The organism is Neisseria gonorrhoeae (assembly GCF_003315235.1).
Taxonomy (GTDB): Bacteria; Pseudomonadota; Gammaproteobacteria; order Burkholderiales; family Neisseriaceae; genus Neisseria; species Neisseria gonorrhoeae.
In genome coordinates this window covers 33,485-52,047 of the sequence record NZ_QNRU01000006.1, presented here as the reverse complement: position 1 = coordinate 52,047, position 18,563 = coordinate 33,485, and the positions used below count along the sequence as shown (strand labels likewise).

Annotated in this window: 14 protein-coding genes, 1 pseudogene and 1 riboswitch; of the genes and pseudogenes, 3 read left to right on the top strand and 12 right to left on the bottom strand. The window is 54.3% G+C overall.

Translation table 11 applies throughout. From position 1 onward, the window contains the following. Positions 1 to 143: 143 nt before the first annotated feature. From recG to grxC, 3 genes are all read right to left on the bottom strand, one after another. Positions 144 to 2,186, bottom strand: a complete 2,043-nt coding sequence (recG, locus tag DFR77_RS04480) for an ATP-dependent DNA helicase RecG (RefSeq protein WP_003692571.1) — start codon at positions 2,184 to 2,186, stop codon at positions 144 to 146. An 85-nt stretch (positions 2,187 to 2,271) separates the two neighbouring features. Further along, positions 2,272 to 2,715, bottom strand: a complete 444-nt coding sequence (secB, locus tag DFR77_RS04475; protein ID WP_003687381.1) for a protein-export chaperone SecB — start codon at positions 2,713 to 2,715, stop codon at positions 2,272 to 2,274. A gap of 20 nt (positions 2,716 to 2,735) precedes the next feature. Then, the gene (gene grxC, locus DFR77_RS04470; protein ID WP_003687379.1) at positions 2,736 to 2,993 is read right to left on the bottom strand and encodes a glutaredoxin 3; all 258 of its coding nucleotides are present in this window, start codon (positions 2,991 to 2,993) and stop codon (positions 2,736 to 2,738) included. Positions 2,994 to 3,211: 218 nt separating this feature from the next. Between grxC and rng the strand changes: the two genes are divergently transcribed. Further along, positions 3,212 to 4,705: a ribonuclease G gene (gene rng, locus DFR77_RS04465; RefSeq protein ID WP_003687377.1), complete on the top strand. Its 1,494-nt coding sequence runs from the start codon at positions 3,212 to 3,214 to the stop codon at positions 4,703 to 4,705. Positions 4,706 to 4,739: 34 nt separating this feature from the next. On the opposite strand, the pseudogene DFR77_RS04460 reads toward rng, so the two are convergent. The 4 genes and pseudogenes from DFR77_RS04460 to DFR77_RS04440 form a co-directional block, all read right to left on the bottom strand. Continuing rightward, positions 4,740 to 5,991 (bottom strand): annotated as a pseudogene (locus DFR77_RS04460) (ATP-binding protein). Between the two features lie 81 nt (positions 5,992 to 6,072). Then, positions 6,073 to 6,702: a response regulator transcription factor gene (locus tag DFR77_RS04455; RefSeq protein WP_003687375.1), complete on the bottom strand. Its 630-nt coding sequence runs from the start codon at positions 6,700 to 6,702 to the stop codon at positions 6,073 to 6,075. A 268-nt stretch (positions 6,703 to 6,970) separates the two neighbouring features. Then, positions 6,971 to 8,284, bottom strand: a complete 1,314-nt coding sequence (locus tag DFR77_RS04450) for a CitMHS family transporter (protein WP_003687374.1) — start codon at positions 8,282 to 8,284, stop codon at positions 6,971 to 6,973. A 368-nt stretch (positions 8,285 to 8,652) separates the two neighbouring features. After that, positions 8,653 to 9,225, bottom strand: a complete 573-nt coding sequence (locus tag DFR77_RS04440) for an NADPH-dependent FMN reductase (protein WP_017146713.1) — start codon at positions 9,223 to 9,225, stop codon at positions 8,653 to 8,655. Between the two features lie 158 nt (positions 9,226 to 9,383). Between DFR77_RS04440 and dacB the strand changes: the two genes are divergently transcribed. Then, positions 9,384 to 10,793: a D-alanyl-D-alanine carboxypeptidase/D-alanyl-D-alanine endopeptidase gene (dacB, locus tag DFR77_RS04435; protein ID WP_003694761.1), complete on the top strand. Its 1,410-nt coding sequence runs from the start codon at positions 9,384 to 9,386 to the stop codon at positions 10,791 to 10,793. 64 nt (positions 10,794 to 10,857) lie between these two features. On the opposite strand, the gene metK is transcribed toward dacB, so the two are convergent. Next, complete coding sequence (gene metK / locus DFR77_RS04430) at positions 10,858 to 12,027, bottom strand: methionine adenosyltransferase (protein WP_003692561.1); 1,170 nt, start codon at positions 12,025 to 12,027, stop codon at positions 10,858 to 10,860. Between the two features lie 183 nt (positions 12,028 to 12,210). Continuing rightward, a riboswitch (SAM-I-IV-variant riboswitch) is annotated at positions 12,211 to 12,320 on the bottom strand. A 97-nt stretch (positions 12,321 to 12,417) separates the two neighbouring features. Between metK and DFR77_RS04420 the strand changes: the two genes are divergently transcribed. Continuing rightward, entirely contained in the window at positions 12,418 to 13,266 is an 849-nt protein-coding gene (locus DFR77_RS04420) for a lysophospholipid acyltransferase family protein (protein WP_020996767.1), read from the top strand. 44 nt (positions 13,267 to 13,310) lie between these two features. Here DFR77_RS04420 and tsaD read toward each other — a convergent pair whose 3' ends face one another. The 4 genes from tsaD to DFR77_RS04395 all read right to left on the bottom strand — a co-directional run bounded on the left by tsaD (position 13,311) and on the right by DFR77_RS04395 (position 18,524). Next, a complete protein-coding gene (tsaD, locus tag DFR77_RS04415; RefSeq protein ID WP_003687363.1) occupies positions 13,311 to 14,375 on the bottom strand; it encodes a tRNA (adenosine(37)-N6)-threonylcarbamoyltransferase complex transferase subunit TsaD in 1,065 nt (354 codons plus the stop codon). Positions 14,376 to 14,490: 115 nt separating this feature from the next. Continuing rightward, positions 14,491 to 15,678 carry a c-type cytochrome biogenesis protein CcsB gene (gene ccsB / locus DFR77_RS04410; protein ID WP_003687361.1) on the bottom strand — a complete coding sequence of 396 codons (1,188 nt, stop codon included), beginning with the start codon at positions 15,676 to 15,678 and terminating at the stop codon, positions 14,491 to 14,493. Further along, positions 15,671 to 17,623 (bottom strand): cytochrome c biogenesis protein ResB, encoded by a 1,953-nt coding sequence (locus DFR77_RS04405; protein WP_033909003.1) that lies wholly within the window; start codon positions 17,621 to 17,623, stop codon positions 15,671 to 15,673. Before DFR77_RS04405 ends, ccsB begins: the two co-directional genes overlap by 8 nt. Positions 17,624 to 17,900: 277 nt before the next feature. Beyond that, the gene (locus DFR77_RS04395; RefSeq protein ID WP_003687359.1) at positions 17,901 to 18,524 is read right to left on the bottom strand and encodes a c-type cytochrome; all 624 of its coding nucleotides are present in this window, start codon (positions 18,522 to 18,524) and stop codon (positions 17,901 to 17,903) included. Positions 18,525 to 18,563 lie beyond the last annotated feature (39 nt).

Sequence of the window (18,563 nt, the reverse complement as noted above, 5' to 3'; positions counted from 1 at the left end):
AAGGTGCTGAAGCACCAAGCGAACCGGTTCCGTACTATTTGTACTGCCTGCGGCTTCGCCGCCTTGTCCTGATTTTTGTTAATCCACTATAAAAAATCAGATTTCCGTTACACTTTTTTCTAATATTTCAGACGGCATTTTGCTCACACACCCAAATAACCTTCCCTGCCGGAAAGCCACCTTGCCAAATGCGCTTCGACGATTTCAGGGTTTTGTTCAATCAGCATCGGGGCGGTTTCGCGCGCTTGTTCCAAAAGGTGTAAGTCTTCTTCGAGCTTGGCGAAGCGCAGCATAGGCACGCCGCTTTGGCGCGCGCCGAGAAATTCGCCGGGGCCGCGGATATTGAGGTCTTGGCGGGCGATTTCAAAGCCGTCGGTGTGTTCGTAGATGACTTTCAGCCGCGCTTTGGCGAGTTCGCCCAAGGGTTCGGCAAACAGGAGGACGCACACGCTTTCCGCCGCGCCGCGCCCTACCCGTCCGCGTAATTGGTGAAGCTGCGCCAAGCCCATGCGCTCGGCGTGTTCGATCACCATCAGGGCGGCGTTGGGCACATCTACGCCGACTTCGATGACGGTGGTGGCAACCAAGACGTTCAGACGGCCTGCGGCAAATTCCGCCATGACTTCGGCCTTTTCGGCGGCCTTCATGCGCCCGTGTACCAGTCCGATATTGGGTTCGGGCAATGCCGTCTGAAGCCGGGCGAGGGTTTCGGCGGCGGTTTGCAGTTGCAGGGTTTCGCTTTCTTCAATCAATGGGCAGACCCAATATGCCTGCCGCCCTTTTCGGCAAGTGCCGAGGACGAAGCCTTCGACTTCGGCGCGGCGGACGTTGTTGACGAGGCGCGTTTTAATCGGCGTGCGCCCGGGCGGCAATTCGTCGATGACGGATACGTCCAAGTCAGCGAAGAAGCTCATGGCGAGCGTGCGCGGGATGGGTGTGGCGGACATCATCAGCTGATGGACTTCGCGCCCTTTGTTTTTGAGTGCGAGGCGTTGTGCAACGCCGAAACGGTGCTGTTCGTCCACAATGCTCAAGCCCAAATTGTGAAACGCCACGCCGTCTGAAAACAGGGCGTGCGTGCCGACGGCGATTTTGACGCTGCCGTCGGCGAGTTTGGCTTTGGCTTCGTCTTTGGGTTTTTTGCGCAAACTGCCAAAAAGGCAGACAACTTCAATGCCCAAAGGTTCGAGCCATTGTTTGAACTTGATGAAGTGCTGTTCGGCAAGGATTTCAGTGGGCGCCATTACAGCCACTTGCGCGCCTGATTCGATGGCGGTCAGCGCGGATAAGGCGGCGACGATGGTTTTGCCGCTGCCGACATCGCCTTGCAGCAGGCGGTGCATGGGGTGGGTTTGCGCCATATCGCGGCAGATTTCGGAAACAACTTTTTCTTGTGCATCGGTCAGGGCAAACGGCAGGGCTTGGCGCAGGGCTTGGGTCAATGTGCCGTCGCCGCGCAATGCCGCCGCCGTGCCGCTGACGCGCTTCTGCCGCGCCAAACGCATGGACAACTGTTGCGCCAAAAGTTCGTCGAATTTGAGCCGCTGCCACGCCGGCAGCGTGCCGTCTGAAAGTTGATGAATAGTGAAACTCGGCGGCGGCGAATGCAAAAGGCGCAGGCTTTCGGCAAGGCGCGGCAGCTTCAGACGGCCTAATAAAGCATCAGGCAAGGTGTCGTGCAGCGGCGTAACGTCCAACGCCGTCTGAATGATGCGGCGCAAAGTGGGCTGGTTCAAACCGTTTACGGTCGGGTAAACCGGCGTGAGGCTTTCCGCCAAACCGCCGCCCTCGGCATCGCGGATTTTGGGATGAATCATCTCGTCGCCGTAAAATCCGTGTTTGATTTCGCCCACGGCGCGGATGCGTTTGCCGACCGCCGTCTGCTTCTGATGGCTGGCGTAAAAGTGGATGAAGCGCAGAAAAAGGACGCTGCCGGAACCGTCGGCAATTTGAACAATCAGCTGCTTGCGCGGTTTGAACGTTACTTCCTGATGGATAACCTCGCCCTCGACCTGACACGGCACGCCAATCGGCGCGTCCTTAATCGGCATAATGTGCGTCTCGTCCTCGTAACGCAGCGGCAGGTGCAACACCAAATCCCACGCGGTATGGAGGTTGAGTTTGTCGAGCTTCTTGGCGGAAGCATCGGTGATTTTGAGCTGTTTCTGGGTTTCGGGCGACATCATAGGCAGATTCCTTTGGACGCGCCTATTTTATCCGAAAACAAAAATGCCGTCTGAAACGGATTCAGACGGCATCGGCAGGCAGGAATCAAGCCCCGGCGGCTTCGGCTTCCTGCTGTTGTTGGTAAATCGCTTCAAAATTAATCGGCGCAAGCAGGACGGGCGGGAAGCCGGCGCGCGTTACCGTACCGGAAACCGCTTCGCGCGCGTAAGGGAAGAGGATGTTCGGACACGCCACGCCCAACAGCAGCTGCACATCTTCTTCGGGGATGTTTTCCAGACGGAAAATACCGCTTTGGGTTACTTCGTTCAAAAACATCGTGCGCTCGTTATCCAATTTGGCGGTAACGGTTACGGTAACGTCCACGTCGTAGTAGCCGTCTTCCAGCTTTTGGCTGCCGGTGGAAACGCGCATATCCACTTCGGGATCGCCCTGTTCCAAAAAGATTTGCGGCGCGTGCGGCACTTCCAAAGACAAGTCTTTGACATACAGTCGCTCGATGCTGAATACGGGTTGCAGTTCTTCGCTCATTTTGTTTTCCTAGTTGTGGGTTAAGGGTTCAGCAGTCCGTCCAGCCCGCCTTCCTGCTGAAGGCGGTAGAGGTCGGTAAATCCTCCGACGTGCGTTTCGCCGATGAAAATCTGCGGCACGCTGCGCTGTCCCGAAAGCCGCTGCATTTCGGCAAAGGCTTCGGGGCTTGCATCGACACGGATTTCGTCGATATGTCCGACACCTGCCGCGTGCAGCAGCCTTTTCGCCATCGCGCAGTAGGGGCAAAACGGACCTGTGTACATGGTAACGGTCTGCATATTGGGTTTCCGAAAGTTTTGCAATGATAATCAATATAGGGGCAATCGCTCCGTTTGGCAAGTGCGGAACAGATGCACGTTCAGACGGCATGTGCGGAGTGTGTCAAAGTTTCTTTTTTAAAGTATGATAGGCATTGTGAAAAATATTTTTGCACCCGCTCTGCGCGGCGGGGCGGAACGGATGCAAAAATATTTTTATTACATTTTCAGGAAAAACCATGTTGTCAGGACTCCCCATCCCCAAAGACATCGCGCGCCCGCCCGAAACGATATTGGTCAACATCACGCCGCAGGAAACGCGCGTGGCGGTGTTGGAGGAAAACAATATCTGCGAGCTGCACATCGAGCGCAACAGCGGGCACAGCCTGGTCGGCAATATCTATCTGGGCGTGGTGCGCCGCGTACTGCCCGGGATGCAGAGCGCGTTTATCGACATCGGCTTGGAACGCGCGGCGTTTTTACACATCGTCGATGTCCTCGAACAACGCCGCAACCCCGAAGAAACCCAGCGCATCGAACATATGCTGTTTGAAGGGCAGTCGGTTTTGGTGCAGGTCATCAAAGACCCGATCAACACCAAAGGCGCGCGGCTTTCCACCCAAATCTCGCTGGCGGGGCGTTTCCTCGTCCACCTTCCGCAAGAAGACCACATCGGCGTGTCCCAACGCATCGAAGACGATGCCGAACGCAGCAGCCTGCGCGAACGCCTCGACAAGCTCCTGCCGGAAAATGCCTGCCGGGGCTACATCATCCGCACCAACGCCGAAAACGCCACCGACGAACAGCTCCAGTCCGACATCGACTACCTGACCAAAGTGTGGGAACACATCCAAGAACAGGCGAAAATCCGGCCGCCGGAAACCCTGCTTTATCAGGATTTGCCTTTAAGCCTGCGCGTGTTGCGCGATATGGTCGGCTGCGACACGCAGAAAATCCTCGTCGATTCCACCGTAAACCACGGGCGCATGACGCGTTTTGCCGAACAATACGTCCACGGCGCATTGGGCAGGATAGAATTGTTCAAAGGCGAACGCCCGCTGTTTGAAACCCACAACATCGAACAGGAAATCAGCCGCGCCCTGCAACCGCGCGTCAACCTCAACTTCGGCAGCTACCTGATTATCGAGTCCACCGAAGCCATGACCACCATCGATGTCAACACCGGCGGCTTCGTCGGCGCGCGCAATTTCGACGAAACCATCTTCCGCACCAACCTCGAAGCCTGCCACACCATCGCCCGCGAATTAAGGCTGCGCAACCTTGGCGGCATCATCATCATCGACTTCATCGATATGGCGCAGGAAAGCCACCGCGAAGCCGTGTTGCAGGAGCTTGCCAAAGCCCTCGCCTTCGACCGTACCCGCGTTACCCTGCACGGTTTTACCAGCCTGGGGCTGGTCGAGCTGACGCGCAAACGCTCGCGCGAAAACTTAAACCAAGTCCTCTGCGAACCCTGCCCTTCCTGCCAAGGCAGGGGCCGCCTGAAAACGCCGCAAACCGTATGCTACGAAATCCAGCGCGAAATCGTCCGCGAAGCGCGCCGTTACGATGCCGAAAGTTTCCGCATCCTCGCCGCCCCCAACGTCATCGATTTGTTTTTGGACGAAGAATCGCAATCCTTGGCAATGCTGATAGATTTCATCGGCAAACCGATTTCTTTGGCGGTCGAAACCGCTTACACGCAGGAACAATACGATATTGTGCTGATGTAAAAAATGCCGTCTGAAGCCTTCAGACGGCATCTGTCTATTTCAGGGTTTCCTTGTCCAACAGCGCGCGTATCAACAGCCCGTGTCCGAAACGTCGGCTGTCGGTCAGTTCCAAATATCCGCCGTATTTTTTGGCCAGCGTGTCGGCAATCGACAGCCCCAGCCCCGCCCCCTGCTGCTCCGTTCCCAAAATACGGTAAAACGGATCGAGGACGCGGGCGCATTCGGATTCGGGAATGCCGTTCCCGTTATCCTCCACCCACACGGCGAGATATTTCCCTTCGTCCGTGAAACCCAAATCTATCCTGCCCTCGGGCGGCGTGTAACATACCGCGTTGTCGGCAAAGGTTTTAACCAGCGTATAGATTTCCGTTTCGTCGGCAGACACTTCGACATCGCCTCCGACCGCCACACCGATGTCCTGACGTTTTTCCAAAACCAGCGGCATCAGTTCCTGCAACACTTGGCGGAAACGGCTTTGCAGACCGAATGTCGTTTTCGCCAAGGGGGGTTTCGTCCGACTGCGAACGCGCCAGTGCCAAAAGCTGTTCGAGCAGGTGTTTGTTGCGCCTGATGCTCTGCTGCAAAACGGCGGACTGCCGCCCCGCATCGGGTGGGAGCGGCATATTGTTGAGCCGTTCCGCCTGAAGGGAAAGGGCAGTCATCGGCGTACGCAATTCGTGTGCCGCGTCGGCGACAAACCGCTGACGGCGGCGTATATCTTCATCAACACGTTTCAAAAGCAGATTGATGGCGGTTACGAACCCTCTGATTTCACTGGGAATATTGTACACACTCAAAGCAGACAGGCCGTTGATTCGGCGTTGTTCGAGACTTTGCGACAATTTGCGGACGGGGCGCATGGCTTTGTGCGTAATCCACACAGTCAGCAGTATCATCAGCGGCAGTGCCGCCAACAGGGGCAACACGCTTTGCCGTGCCGCATCCTCCGCCAAATCTTCACGGTATTCGTTTTCCTGCATGACGGCAATCCGTCCCTGTTCGGTCGTGCGGATATAGGCGCGGTAATAATCGTCGTCCCCGTCCGCCCGAAGCGTGTGCAGACCGTCCGCCAGATGCGCGGGCAGGCTGACAACAGGGTCTTCCTGCCGCGGCATCTGTACCAAAATACGCGTATCGCCGTCGCCTTCGGGCAAAGTTTCGGGTTTGGAATCAGGGCCGACATACAATGCCGCCTGACGGAGCAGGTCGTCCTGCAACGCTTCCGTTTCGTGGAAGGTTTCGTAGTAGGAAAACATACCTGCAAGCATTGCCAGCGGAACAAACATCCAAATCAGGGCAAGGCTGATTCTGACCTGAAGCGAATGTTTTAAAATTTTAAAAAAACGGTCCGGCATCTTCGTTCCTGTTCAGACGGCATCTTGACGCGGCATCAGCCAGCCGACACCGCGCACATTTTGTATGCTTTCCTTACCCAATTTCTTGCACAGCCCGTGAATCAGAAAATCCACCGCATTGCTTTCGACTTCCCCGCCCCAACCGTAAACCTTGTCCTCCGAATCCGAGCGCGACAAAATCACACCCGGCCTCGCCAGCAAAGCCTGCAATACCGAAAACTCCTGGTTGCTCAATGCCACCTGCCTCCCCTCGGCAATAATTTCTACCTGATACGTTGCAGGATTGAGGGATAACGCACCATTTGACAGACACGCCTGCGCCTGTCCGCTCCCGCGCCGCAACACCGCCCGCATCCGCGCCTTAAACTCCGCCATATCGAACGGCTTGACGATATAGTCATCCGCACCGCCGTCCAAACCGTTCAGCCGGCTGTACAAATCATCCCGCGCCGTAACGATCAGCACGGGGACGGTACAGCCTGCCGCGCGTATTTCCGACAAAACATCCAAACCGTCCCGCCCAGGCAAACCCAAATCCAGCAGCATCAAGTCATAAGGCTGGGCAGCGGCAGCCGCCGCAACCTGCGCGCCGTTTTTGACCCAATCCACCGCATAGCCGCCGTCTTTCAAACTTGCCGACACCGCTTACGCAATCATCGCATCGTCTTCCACCAGCAAAACACGCATCAACTTTCCCTTCAAAATAAACCGTGCCTATTCTAACACCCCAAAATTAGCCGCAATTTAGCGGCCTTTACGCTTGCCGGTATTTTTCAAAACTGCGGCACAAAAAAAACCGCGCCGGCAACCGCCTTCAGACGGCATTGGGGCGCGATTGCAACACACGGACAGGCAGGCAAAGCCTGCGACAGATCACAGGAACGATTCGGGCTTCAGGCGGCTTCGCCGTTTACGGCAGAGGCACGATTCCTGCCGCTATCGAACTGACCAATATCGCCAGCGACAAACCCCACGCCCAGAAAAACGAATAACGGATGTGTTTGCCCATCGACAATTTCGCCAAACCCAAACCCATCCACAAAGCCGGCGAAAGCGGCGTAACAAAAGTACCGACGATACTGCCGATCAACATCGCATAGCCTGCCGCTTCGGGTGCAACGCCCGCCTGCGAGGTAATCTGTTCCACAATCGGAAACAGTCCGAAATAATAAGCGTCCGTACTCAAAACCAACTCAAGCGGAATACCCAACACACCGATGGCAATATGCAGATAAGGCAGCAACGCGTCCGGCAGGATATGCACAAGGTCTTTGGAAATCGCGTCCAACATCCCCGCGCCCTTCAAAATCCCCAAAAACGTACCTGCCGCCAAAATAATGGACGCCATCATCACCGCGCCGCCGGCGTGGGCATAAATCCGCTCCATCTGTTCCTGCGGGCTGCGGTAATTCAAAAGCAACGCCGCCGTTGCAGCCAGCATAAATACATAACCCGGCGGGAAGATGCCCGAAAAAAGCAGGCTCATCGCCGCCAAAAACAGCAGGACATTCCACCAAAACAGTTTCGGACGCGCCAATTTTTGTTCTTCTTCCGACAAAGGCGCCGGCTTTATCAAATCCGCCACGGCGGGCAACGCGCCCAACTCCCGGACAATCCGCCTTTTTTCACGCACACCCAAAAACAGGGACAGCACAAGGATAAACACCACACCGATAATTTGCACCGTCAACAAAGGTTTATACAATTCGCCCACATCTGCGCCCAACACGCTTGCAACCCGCCCGATCGGCCCGCCCCGCGGCAAAAGGTTGATTAGCCCCGCGCTGGAAGTCAGCAGCAAAAACAGCAGGTAAGGATTCATATGCAGACGCTTGTAAAGCGGCAAAAGGGCGGGGACGACCGATAAAAACGTCGTCGCGCCCGCCCCGTCCAACTGTGCCACCACCGACACCAAGACCGTCCCCACACTCACTGCCACGATATTACCCCGAGTCAGCTTAATCAAACCGCCTATCATCGGACGGAACAGCCCCACATCGTTCATGATTCCAAAAAACAAAATGGAAAACATAAACATAATCACAATCTGCGTCACCGATTTCGTGCCGCCCGAATAAAATTCTTTTAATTGGGATACATCAAACCCCGCCAGCAACGCCCCAATCAGCGGCACCAAGATTAATGCGATGATGGGCGACACTTTTTCCGTCAGCAACAGCCATACGATGACCCCGATAATCAGCAATCCGATAAACGTCAGCATTATTTCTCTTTATTTTATTTTGAACATAAAACCGCCCGTGCAGGCAAAACCGCCAACATATGCGGGATAAGCCTTGCATTCCATTCACGCCTGCCGACATTTCTGCATCCGTCCGTCATTTCACGGCGGCAACCGATACGGAACAACCGGTATCGGGACGGCGCGGGGGCATCCGTCCCGGTGCGCCGATTCAAACGAAACTGCCCCCTATCATTGCGGAGCGCGGGGCGTGCCGTACACGCGGGATTTTAAACACGCCGATCATTTGCCGCGCATTATCCGGCAAACGGCAAACCTTGACGCTGCCCGGCCCATATAAAAAAGCCGCAAAACCCGAACCGGTTTTGCGGCTTTTCGATTTGGTTTGTTTATTTGGCATTTCTTTCAATCAAACCGACAAACTGATTGATATATGACTGAACAAAATCCCTTGCCGAGTCAATCAACTTACCGTTTTCATCAAACAGCGTCGGCGAATTGCCCAAAAATACTTCCGGCTGTCCGGTTACGGGCATATCAAAATACGACAGGGCAAGGCGCAGGTTTTTTTGGGAACTGTAACCGCCCATCTTGCCGACGGAATGGCTGATGATGCCGGCCGGTTTGTTTTTCCAAGCCACGTCGGCATTCGGTTTCGAGCCGATGTCCACCGCATTTTTCAAACAGGCGGGAATGGTGCGGTTGTTTTCGGACGTAACGAACAAAATGCCGTCCGAAGCCTTAATCGTTTCGCGGAAAGCCGTGTAGCTTTCGGGCAGCGGCACATCTTCCACCTCAGGGTCGTCATAATCGAAATTGTAAAGCGGCAGATGTCCGATTTCGACGATTTCCGCCTGCCAGCCTTCGGGGAACATCTCCGCCGCATTCAATGCCACTTTGCGCGCAAACGAAGCACGGCGCAGGCTGCCCACCAAAATACTGATTTTCTTAGCCACAATCATTCCTCCTGAATATTAAGTTTGTGCGTTTCAATCATTTCATAATGGTAACGATTATTATATATGTGATTTCCCCTGCAAACAAGCCGGTCCGCCGCCCCGGCGTTCCCACTTATCCGGCTTTGCCTTATAATTGCTTTTTTTATGTAACAGATTCACCTATGAATTTCCCCAAAACAGCGGCCTCCCTGCTGCTGCTTCTCGCCTCCCTCGCCGCACACGCGCTCGATACCGGCCGCATTCCGCAAAACGAAATCGCTGTATATGTCCAAGAGCTTGACAGCGGAAAAGTCATCATTGACCACCGTGCCGGCATACCCGTCAATCCCGCGTCCACGATGAAGCTCGTTACCGCGTTTGCCGCCTTCAAAACCTTCGGCAGCAATTACCGCTGGGCGACCGAGTTTAAAAGCAACGGTACGGTAAACGACGGCACGCTTGACGGAAACCTGTATTGGGCGGGCAGCGGCGACCCCGTTTTCAATCAGGAAAACCTGCTTGCCGTCCAACGCCAGTTGCGCGACAAAGGCATCCGCAATATCACGGGGCGCCTGATGCTCGACCACAGCCTGTGGGGCGAAGTCGGCAGTCCCGACCATTTTGAAGCCGACAGCGGTTCGCCGTTTATGACGCCCCCAAATCCGACTATGCTGTCTGCCGGTATGGTTATGGTGCGCGCCGAACGCAATGCCGCCGGCAGTACCGACATCCTCACCGATCCGCCTTTGCCGCATATTTTTGCCCAAAACAACTTGAAAATTACCGCCTCCCAAGCTGCCTGCCCTTCGGTCAAAAAACTGATGCGCGCATCTTTTTCGGGCAATACGCTGAAATTGCGCGGCAATATTCCCGAAAGCTGTTTGGGCAAGCCTGTCGGTGTCCGGATGTTCGCGCTTGACGAACTGATCCGCCAAAGTTTTACCAACCGCTGGCTGCTCGGCGGCGGACGGATTTCAGACGGCATCGGCATAGCCGACACACCGGAAGGCGCGCAGACGCTTGCCGTTGCACACGCCAAACCGATGAAGGAAATTTTGACGGACATGAACAAGCGTTCGGACAATCTGATTGCGCGTTCCGTCTTCCTCAAACTCGGCGGCGACGGCAAACTGCCCGCCGTTTCCGAACAGGCGGCGTCTGCCGTCCGGCGAGAACTTGCCGTATCGGGCATCGATGTTGCTGATTTGGTTTTGGAAAACGGTTCGGGTCTGTCCAGAAAAGAAAGGGTAACGGCGAGAATGATGGCGCAAATGTTGGAAACGGCTTATTTCAGCCCGTTTGCACAAGATTTCATCGACACGCTGCCCATCGCCGGCACAGACGGGACTTTACGCAACCGCTTCAAACAAAGCGGCGGGCTGTTGCGCTTAAAAACCGGCACGCTCAACAATGTCCGCGCCCTTGCAGGTTATTGGCTGGGCGACAAACCGATGGCGGTGGTCGTCATCATCAACAGCGGCCGCGCCGTTTCCCTGCTGCCCGACTTGGACAACTTCGTTGCCAAAAACATCATCTCCGGCGGCGACGGCTGGCTGGATGCGAAACTGATGTGCAAAGAACGCCGCGCCTGAATCGGGAAAATATAAAAATGCCGTCTGAACTGTTCGGACGGCATTTTTGATTTTCAAACCGGAATTACAGCCCCGCTGCCGCTTTCAATGAGGCCGCTTTGTCGGTGCGCTCCCAAGTAAACTCGGGTTCTTCGCGGCCGAAATGTCCGTAGGCGGCAGATTTTCCGTAAATCGGGCGCAAGAGGTCGAGCATTTGGACGATGCCTTTGGGACGCAGGTCGAAATGTTCGCAAACCAGCGCAATCAGTTTTTCCTCGCTGATTTTACCCGTACCGAAAGTATCGATGGAAATCGAAGTCGGTTCGGCAACGCCGATGGCGTAGGAAACTTGGATTTGGCATTGGGTTGCCAAGCCTGCGGCGACGATGTTTTTCGCCACATAACGGCAGGCGTAAGCGGCGGAACGGTCCACTTTGGACGGGTCTTTGCCGGAGAATGCGCCGCCGCCGTGCGGAGCCGCGCCGCCGTAGGTATCGACAATGATTTTGCGGCCGGTCAAACCGCAGTCGCCTTGCGGGCCGCCGATGACGAAGCGGCCGGTCGGGTTGATCAGGTATTTTGTTTCGTCGGTCAGCAGTTCGGGCGGCAAAACGGGCTTGATAATCTGCTCAATCACGGCTTTACTCAGTTCTTCATGGCTGATGGCAGGATCGTGCTGGGTGGACAGGACGACGGTATCAATGCGTTTCACCTTGCCGGTTTCGCTGTCGTAAACCACGGTCAGTTGGGCTTTTGCGTCAGGGCGCAGCCAAGGCAGGCGGCCGTCTTTGCGCAATTCGCTTTGACGCTGCATCAGGCGGTGGCTGTAATAGATGGCAAACGGCATCAGGGTCGGGGTTTCGTCGCAGGCGTAGCCGAACATCAAGCCTTGGTCGCCCGCGCCTTGGTTCAGGTCGATGCCTTCGCCTTCGTTCACGCCTTGGGCGATGTCGGGGGATTGTTGGTCGTAGTACACGCCGACCGCGCAGCCGTTGGCGTCAAAGCCCGGCTCGGAGGAGTTGTAGCCGATGCGTTTGATGGTTTCGCGTGCGACTTTGATGTAGTCCACTTGGGCGGTGGTGGTGATTTCGCCCGCCAATACGCACAAGCCTGTGTTGACCAAAGTTTCCGCCGCGACACGCGCTTTGGGGTCTTGCGCCAAGATGGCATCCAAAATCGCATCGGATACTTGGTCGGCTACTTTGTCCGGATGGCCTTCGGAAACCGATTCGGAAGTAAACAGATATTCGCTCATTGAAATTTTCCTTGAAAAACAAACCATCTTCTTCAGACAGCATGTTGTATGAACATAATGTCGACAGCGGGAAATATAGCAAAATTTCCCTATTCGTGCCATTCAGTTGAGAAATATTCCTATTTAAACGGCGCTTTGGAATCTCTGTCCGTACGTTTCGTACAGGCAAAAAAATTCCCGCATCAAGCGGGTTTGGATTGCTCCGGCGAGCCACATCGGTTTTTCAACCGTCCACCTTACCTTTCCGTTTGAAAAGCAGGTTGGCATGGAATTCCCAACTCTTAATGCAGCGCGCATCGTAGCAGAAAAGGCATATTGCCGCAATACTTCCCTTTTTCAGACGGCATGTTTCGTTTACAATTCAGGCTGTTTCCCCCTTTGCGAACCGCCATGCACATCCTGTTGACCGCCCTGCTCAAATGCCTCTCCCTGCTGTCGCTTTCCTGTCTGCACACGCTGGGAAACCGGCTCGGACATCTGGCGTTTTACCTTTTAAAGGAAGACCGCGCGCGCATCGTCGCCAATATGCGGCAGGCGGGTTTGAACCCCGACACGCAGACGGTCAAAGCCGTTTTTGCGGAAACGGCAAAATGCGGTTTGGAACTTGCCCCCGCGTTTTTCAAAAAACCGGAAGACATCGAAACAATGTTCAAAGCGGTACACGGCTGGGAACACGTGCAGCAGGCTTTGGACAAGGGCGAAGGGCTGCTGTTCATCACGCCGCACATCGGCAGCTACGATTTGGGCGGACGCTACATCAGCCAGCAGCTTCCGTTCCACCTGACCGCCATGTACAAGCCGCCGAAAATCAAAGCGATAGACAAAATCATGCAGGCGGGCAGGGTGCGCGGCAAAGGCAAAACCGCGCCCACCGGCATACAAGGGGTCAAACAAATCATCAAGGCCCTGCGCGCGGGCGAGGCAACCATCATCCTGCCCGACCACGTCCCTTCTCCGCAGGAAGGCGGCGGCGTGTGGGCGGATTTTTTCGGCAAACCTGCATACACCATGACACTGGCGGCAAAATTGGCACACGTCAAAGGCGTGAAAACCCTGTTTTTCTGCTGCGAACGCCTGCCCGACGGACAAGGCTTCGTGTTGCACATCCGCCCCGTCCAAGGGGAATTGAACGGCAACAAAGCCCACGATGCCGCCGTGTTCAACCGCAATACCGAATATTGGATACGCCGTTTTCCGACGCAGTATCTGTTTATGTACAACCGCTATAAAACGCCGTAACGAAAATAAAAATGCCGTCTGAACAGGTTTCAGACGGCATCTTGTCATTTGACGATTTCGGACAACGACCAACGCGGACGGACGTTGAACGCACCGACCTCCCTGCCCTTGCCCAGGTGCATCGCACCGGCAAAGGCAATCATGGCACCGTTGTCCGTGCAGTATGCCATCGGCGGGAAAAACACGCTGACTTTTTCGGACGGATGTTTCGGCTTGCCTTTGGGGGTCGGGATTTGTACCGTCATGTTGCCGAAAGTTTCACGGAGTTTGCGGTTTGCACCGACCCCGCCGGCGACCACTACGGTTCTGAACCCTGTCTGCAACAGGGCTTTTTTCACTTTTGCCTCCAACACTTCTACTACCGCATCTTGAAACGCACGGCAAATATTGTTGCGGGTTTGCTCGGGTATGGTTTCCGAACCGTTTGCCTCACGCACTTTTTCAACGGCAGTCAAAACAGCGGTTTTCAATCCCGAAAAACTCATCTGCAAATCGTCGGAATGAATCATCGGGCGCGGAAAAACAAACGCTTCGGGCCTGCCCGATTCCGCAAGTTCCGACAGTTTCGCACCGCCCGGATACGGCAAACCCAGCAGTTTCGCCGTTTTGTCGAATGCCTCGCCCGCCGCATCATCGACGCTCTCGCCCAAAAGCTCGTAGTCGCCTATGCCCCTGACCGCCATAATCTGCGTATGCCCGCCCGAAACCAACAGCGCGACAAAAGGAAAGTCGGGTTTTTCCTCCGCCAACAGCGGCGACAGCAGATGTCCTTCCAAATGATGGACGGGGATGACGGGCTTATCCAACGCTAAAGCCAGCGCGTTGGCGTAGCTCGAACCCGCCAGCAGCGCACCGCCCAAACCGGGCCCCTGCGTAAAGGCAACCGCGTCAATATCGCCATACGATGCGCCTGCCTGCGCCAAACAGCCTTCAGTCAACGGAACAAGGCGGCGGATATGGTCGCGGCTCGCCAATTCCGGCACGACCCCGCCGTATTCCGCGTGCATTGCCATTTGAGTGTGCAGGCAGTGCGACCGCAATCCTCGTTCGGTGTCGTACAGCGCAACGCCGGTTTCGTCGCAAGAAGATTCGATTCCTAATACCAACATGGTCTGATGCCGTTAAAAACTGAAAAACGTATTCTAGCGAATTTCGGCACGACTGCCGTATCCCCAAAACGGAACATGCCGTCTGAAGCCCTTCAGACGGCATCGTCGCACCGTATCAAAGCGTTCCGTAAGAATGCAGCCCGCTCAAAAACATATTCACGCCGATAAAGGCGAATGCGGTTACGAACAAACCGATAATCGCCCACCACGCCAGCACTTTGCCGCGCCAGCCCGCCACCAGCCGCAAATGCAGCCACACGGCGTAATTCAACCAAACGATGAACGCCCAAGTCTCTTTCGGATCCCAGCTCCAATAGCGTCCCCAAGCGTCCGCCGCCCACAACGCGCCCAAAATGGTGGCAATGGTAAAGAACAAAAAGCCGACGGCAATCGCCTTATACATCACCTCGTCGATCAATGCCGACGGCGGCAGCCACAGTTTTCCGCCTTTTTCTTCCGCACGCAGGGAAACCAGTTCGGCAATACCGAGCATCGCGGAAATGCAGAACGCGCCGTAACCGATAAAGTTTGCCGGAACGTGGATTTTCATCCACCAGGACTGGAGCGCGGGAATCAGCGGCTGGATGGTATGAGCCTCACGCGACACGCTGTACCACAACACAAAGCCGACCACGACCGCCATAAAGCCGAACACGAAGCCGCCCAATTTCTGCACGGCAAATTTACCCTCGTAATACAAATACATCAGCGCGGTAATGACCAAAAACAGAATGAACACTTCATAAAGGTTGGACACGGGGATATGCCCTGCATCGGGACGGAGCAGATAGCTTTCGTGCCAACGTACCAGCAGACCGGTAAAGCCTGCTACGGCAGACACCCATGCAAACACGGTTCCCATACCCAACAGCGTGTTGGTCGGCACATTTTTTACGCTTGCCAAAACCGCGCCCGAAATATAGGCGAACAGGGCGAAGAAGACAAAAGCACACTGCCACATGATCGCCGATTGGCTGCTGAGGAAATACCGCAACAGGAAAATCTCTGCCGATTTAATGTTGCCGCCATACAGACCGACGGCGGCATAGGCAAGCAATACGCTTAAAGGAACAAACCAGCGCATCGGTTTGAAAAACCAACCCAAAAACACGGCAATACCGGCACTCGCCCACAACATGACCGTTTCGTAAATGTCCATATGCATACCGGAACGGGTCTGCACGAAAACCGTAGCCGCAAAAACCAGCACGGCAAATACCCAATCCCAAAGATTCAGATTGCGGATCAAAGATTTCTGAATCAGCAGCTCGTGTTCCGGAAGGGTTTTATAGTGTTCAGTCATGATTCAAGTCCTTGCCGAGCCGTTGCAGGCTCTCGACGTGTTTTGGAAATTCCTTCTGCAAATCCCGTTCGCTGCGGGCCGAAGACATAGCAAAACGGATTTTGCCGTCTGAAAACAATACCCACGCCCGTTTTTCGCGCACATAAAACATAAATACCGTACCCAAAACCAACAATACCGAGCCGAGATAGACCAAAAGCGCACCCGGCGAACGGGTCATCTGCAAACCTGAGGAACGCACCTCGGAAAACCCGTCAAGCTGGAGCAGCATAGGCGCGGGATATTCCGTCAGCCCCGTATAGGCATCCATACTGTGCAGCAGGAAACGGTTCCGCGCTTCATCCTGCCGCCATTCGGGCAAGCCGTACCGGCGTATGGTTTCATCCAAAGCAGCGTTCATCACGCCGTAAAGCATTTCGTAGAAATAGCCCTGCATCTTATCCTGCTGCCCTTTCGGGATATTGGACGTAATAAATTCGTCCAATCCCAAATAGCCTTTTTGCGCAAAGATATTCAGCGTGTTTTCCGCAGCCAGCATGAATTGTTCGCGGATTTCGGCAGGTGCGTCTTTGGTTGCGTCGGCAACCAGACGTTTGCGCCCTTCCCCATCTTTCAAAAACTCACGCAATGCCATAAAGGTGTCCGCTTTCAACTGCTTGTCCAAGGGGATACGCAGCCAGCGGTATTGCTGCTGCAAGCCGCTGCGCGTGCCGGTCAGCCAAAAATAATCTTTGTCCTGCAAAATCGGCAGCATATAGTTTTTATATTCGACCGCCTGCCCTGCCGCATCACGGATGCGGTACACGATGGAAGGGCCGATATTGGTGTATTTTTTACCTTCCTGAGTAACGGCGCGGACATCGTTCAGAGTGGATTTCAGGCTTTTTTCCCGTTCCGCACCCTCGCTCATGTCCTCCACATTCATAGAAGTGAACTGATCGAACTCAAGACGATATTTGTGTTTGCCGATTTCCAACGGAAACTGGTGTATGGAGGTTGCCTTCAACACGACAGGTTCGCGCGAAGCATCCCTCAAATTCCACGCCTTGAATGTCAAATCCGAACCGCCGTCGGCAAAACTCGCCTGATAAATCGTGATGCCGTGCAAGGTCAAAGGATGGTTCACGCGGATGGTGCGCTCGAGTTTCTCACCGGTTCCCTTGTCCGTTACTTCAATATCGCTGGCAAAATCGCGCGGCATACCCGTATTGTAAAAATCGATATGGAATTTTTTCAGTTTGACTTCAAAAGGCAAGTCCTGAACCAACATCCCGTTGTCGGCATTCAGGAAAACCACATCCGCACTTTGCCCCTCGGAAATATTGACGTTGCCCCTAAATGAGAGATTGGACGCACCCAAAATACTTTCGGGCTTGAAATCCTTGGCATAAACCGCCTGATTGTCCGGAACAATCCGACCGGCCAGCATACCCAGCTTCAGCAGCAGGTTACTGTCTATCAACCCGCCCAGGCAAATGACAATCAAAGCAACATGGGCAAAGATATAGCCCCATTTGTTCATCGTGCCTTTTTTGGCGGCAATCAGAACCGACCCGTCCTCACGGCTGACGGTTTTTCCCTGAAAACCCCGCACCTCCAGATAACGTTTGGCAACTTCGGGGGCAATTTTTACATCCAACAGCGAAGAATGGCGCATCGCCGCCAGAGATTTTTCTTTAACCTTTTCCCGGAAAGACTTCATTTCGCGCCAAAACGGCGGAACGTTACGGATTAAACACAAACTGGTAGAAACCACCAGAAACATCATGATAACGACAAACCATGCCGAAGCATAGACATCGTACAAACCCAAAAAATCAAAAATCCGAGTCCAAAACGGTCCGAATTTGACCAAATAATCCGTCTGCGGCTGGTTTTGCTGTAACACCGTGCCGATAACCGATGCAATACCCAGCAGACTGAGCAAAGCGACCGCAAAGCGCATGGAGCTGAAAAAAGCGAACCACGGACGGGAAAGAAGTGTGGGGGATATACGGGATTTACTCATTGTGTGTTTATTCCGCCATCAGGAATATGGGAAAGCAGAATTGGGCAGACAGAAAACAACGTCCCGATTCTACTGTCTTGATGCTTTTTATTTCAAGACAATGAAGACAGCCTGCATCGATTCCAACGGTTGCGATTGAAAAAACTTATCGCAAAATTTTCAGAAGCCGTCTGAAAACCTTTTCAGACGGCTTCTGAAGCAGACCCTTGGATGATTAACGCAAACCCTGGATAAAGTTAGCAACTGCTTTTAAATCTTCTTCGGACATACGGTTTGCAATATCTTCCATGATGGTATTTTTACGCTGACCGGACTTGTAGGCATTCATCTGTTCAACAATATATGCCTGGTGCTGGCCGCCCAAACGCGGATAAGCCTGAATTTCGCTTCCGCCTCCCGGCATACCCGCACCGCTCGGACCGTGGCAGGACATACACGCCGGCACTTTTTTATCGCTCAAACCGCCGCGATAGATTTTCGCGCCCAATTCGGGATTTTCCTTAGGATTGGCTTCGCCGGATTTGGGCTGCTGTTTGGCATAGAATGCGGATACGTTCAAAATATCCTGATCGCTCAAATTCATTACCACCGGTTTCATCACAGCTGCCGAACCGTGGGTGCGTTTGCCGTCGCGGATGCCGATAGTTTGATGATAGATGTAAGCAGTATGCTGTGCCGCCAAACGCGGATACATCGCAATGCCGCTGTTACCGTCTGCTGCATGGCAAGCCGCACAAACCGTTGCAGCAACCTGTTTGCCTTTTTCCACGTCTGCTTTGGGAGATGCGGAAACCGCACCGGCAGCCAAAACAAAGGCCAATAAAGTCAATCGTCTCATGGAGTGCTCCTGATTACAGCATTGGATAACGCAACAATG

Bases quoted from the DNA above. Each gene is read 5' to 3' on its own strand.
- ccsB (WP_003687361.1), bottom strand. From the start codon at position 15,678: ATGACTGAACACTATAAAACCCTTCCGGAACACGAGCTGCTGATTCAG.
- DFR77_RS04405 (WP_033909003.1), bottom strand. From the start codon at position 17,623: ATGCGCTTTGCGGTCGCTTTGCTCAGTCTGCTGGGTATTGCATCGGTT.
- metK (WP_003692561.1), bottom strand. From the start codon at position 12,027: ATGAGCGAATATCTGTTTACTTCCGAATCGGTTTCCGAAGGCCATCCG.
- tsaD (WP_003687363.1), bottom strand. From the start codon at position 14,375: ATGTTGGTATTAGGAATCGAATCTTCTTGCGACGAAACCGGCGTTGCG.
- DFR77_RS04440 (WP_017146713.1), bottom strand. From the start codon at position 9,225: ATGATTGTGGCTAAGAAAATCAGTATTTTGGTGGGCAGCCTGCGCCGT.
- recG (WP_003692571.1), bottom strand. From the start codon at position 2,186: ATGATGTCGCCCGAAACCCAGAAACAGCTCAAAATCACCGATGCTTCC.
- rng (WP_003687377.1), top strand. From the start codon at position 3,212: ATGTTGTCAGGACTCCCCATCCCCAAAGACATCGCGCGCCCGCCCGAA.
- secB (WP_003687381.1), bottom strand. From the start codon at position 2,715: ATGAGCGAAGAACTGCAACCCGTATTCAGCATCGAGCGACTGTATGTC.
- DFR77_RS04395 (WP_003687359.1), bottom strand. From the start codon at position 18,524: ATGAGACGATTGACTTTATTGGCCTTTGTTTTGGCTGCCGGTGCGGTT.
- dacB (WP_003694761.1), top strand. From the start codon at position 9,384: ATGAATTTCCCCAAAACAGCGGCCTCCCTGCTGCTGCTTCTCGCCTCC.
- DFR77_RS04450 (WP_003687374.1), bottom strand. From the start codon at position 8,284: ATGCTGACGTTTATCGGATTGCTGATTATCGGGGTCATCGTATGGCTG.
- DFR77_RS04420 (WP_020996767.1), top strand. From the start codon at position 12,418: ATGCACATCCTGTTGACCGCCCTGCTCAAATGCCTCTCCCTGCTGTCG.
- grxC (WP_003687379.1), bottom strand. From the start codon at position 2,993: ATGCAGACCGTTACCATGTACACAGGTCCGTTTTGCCCCTACTGCGCG.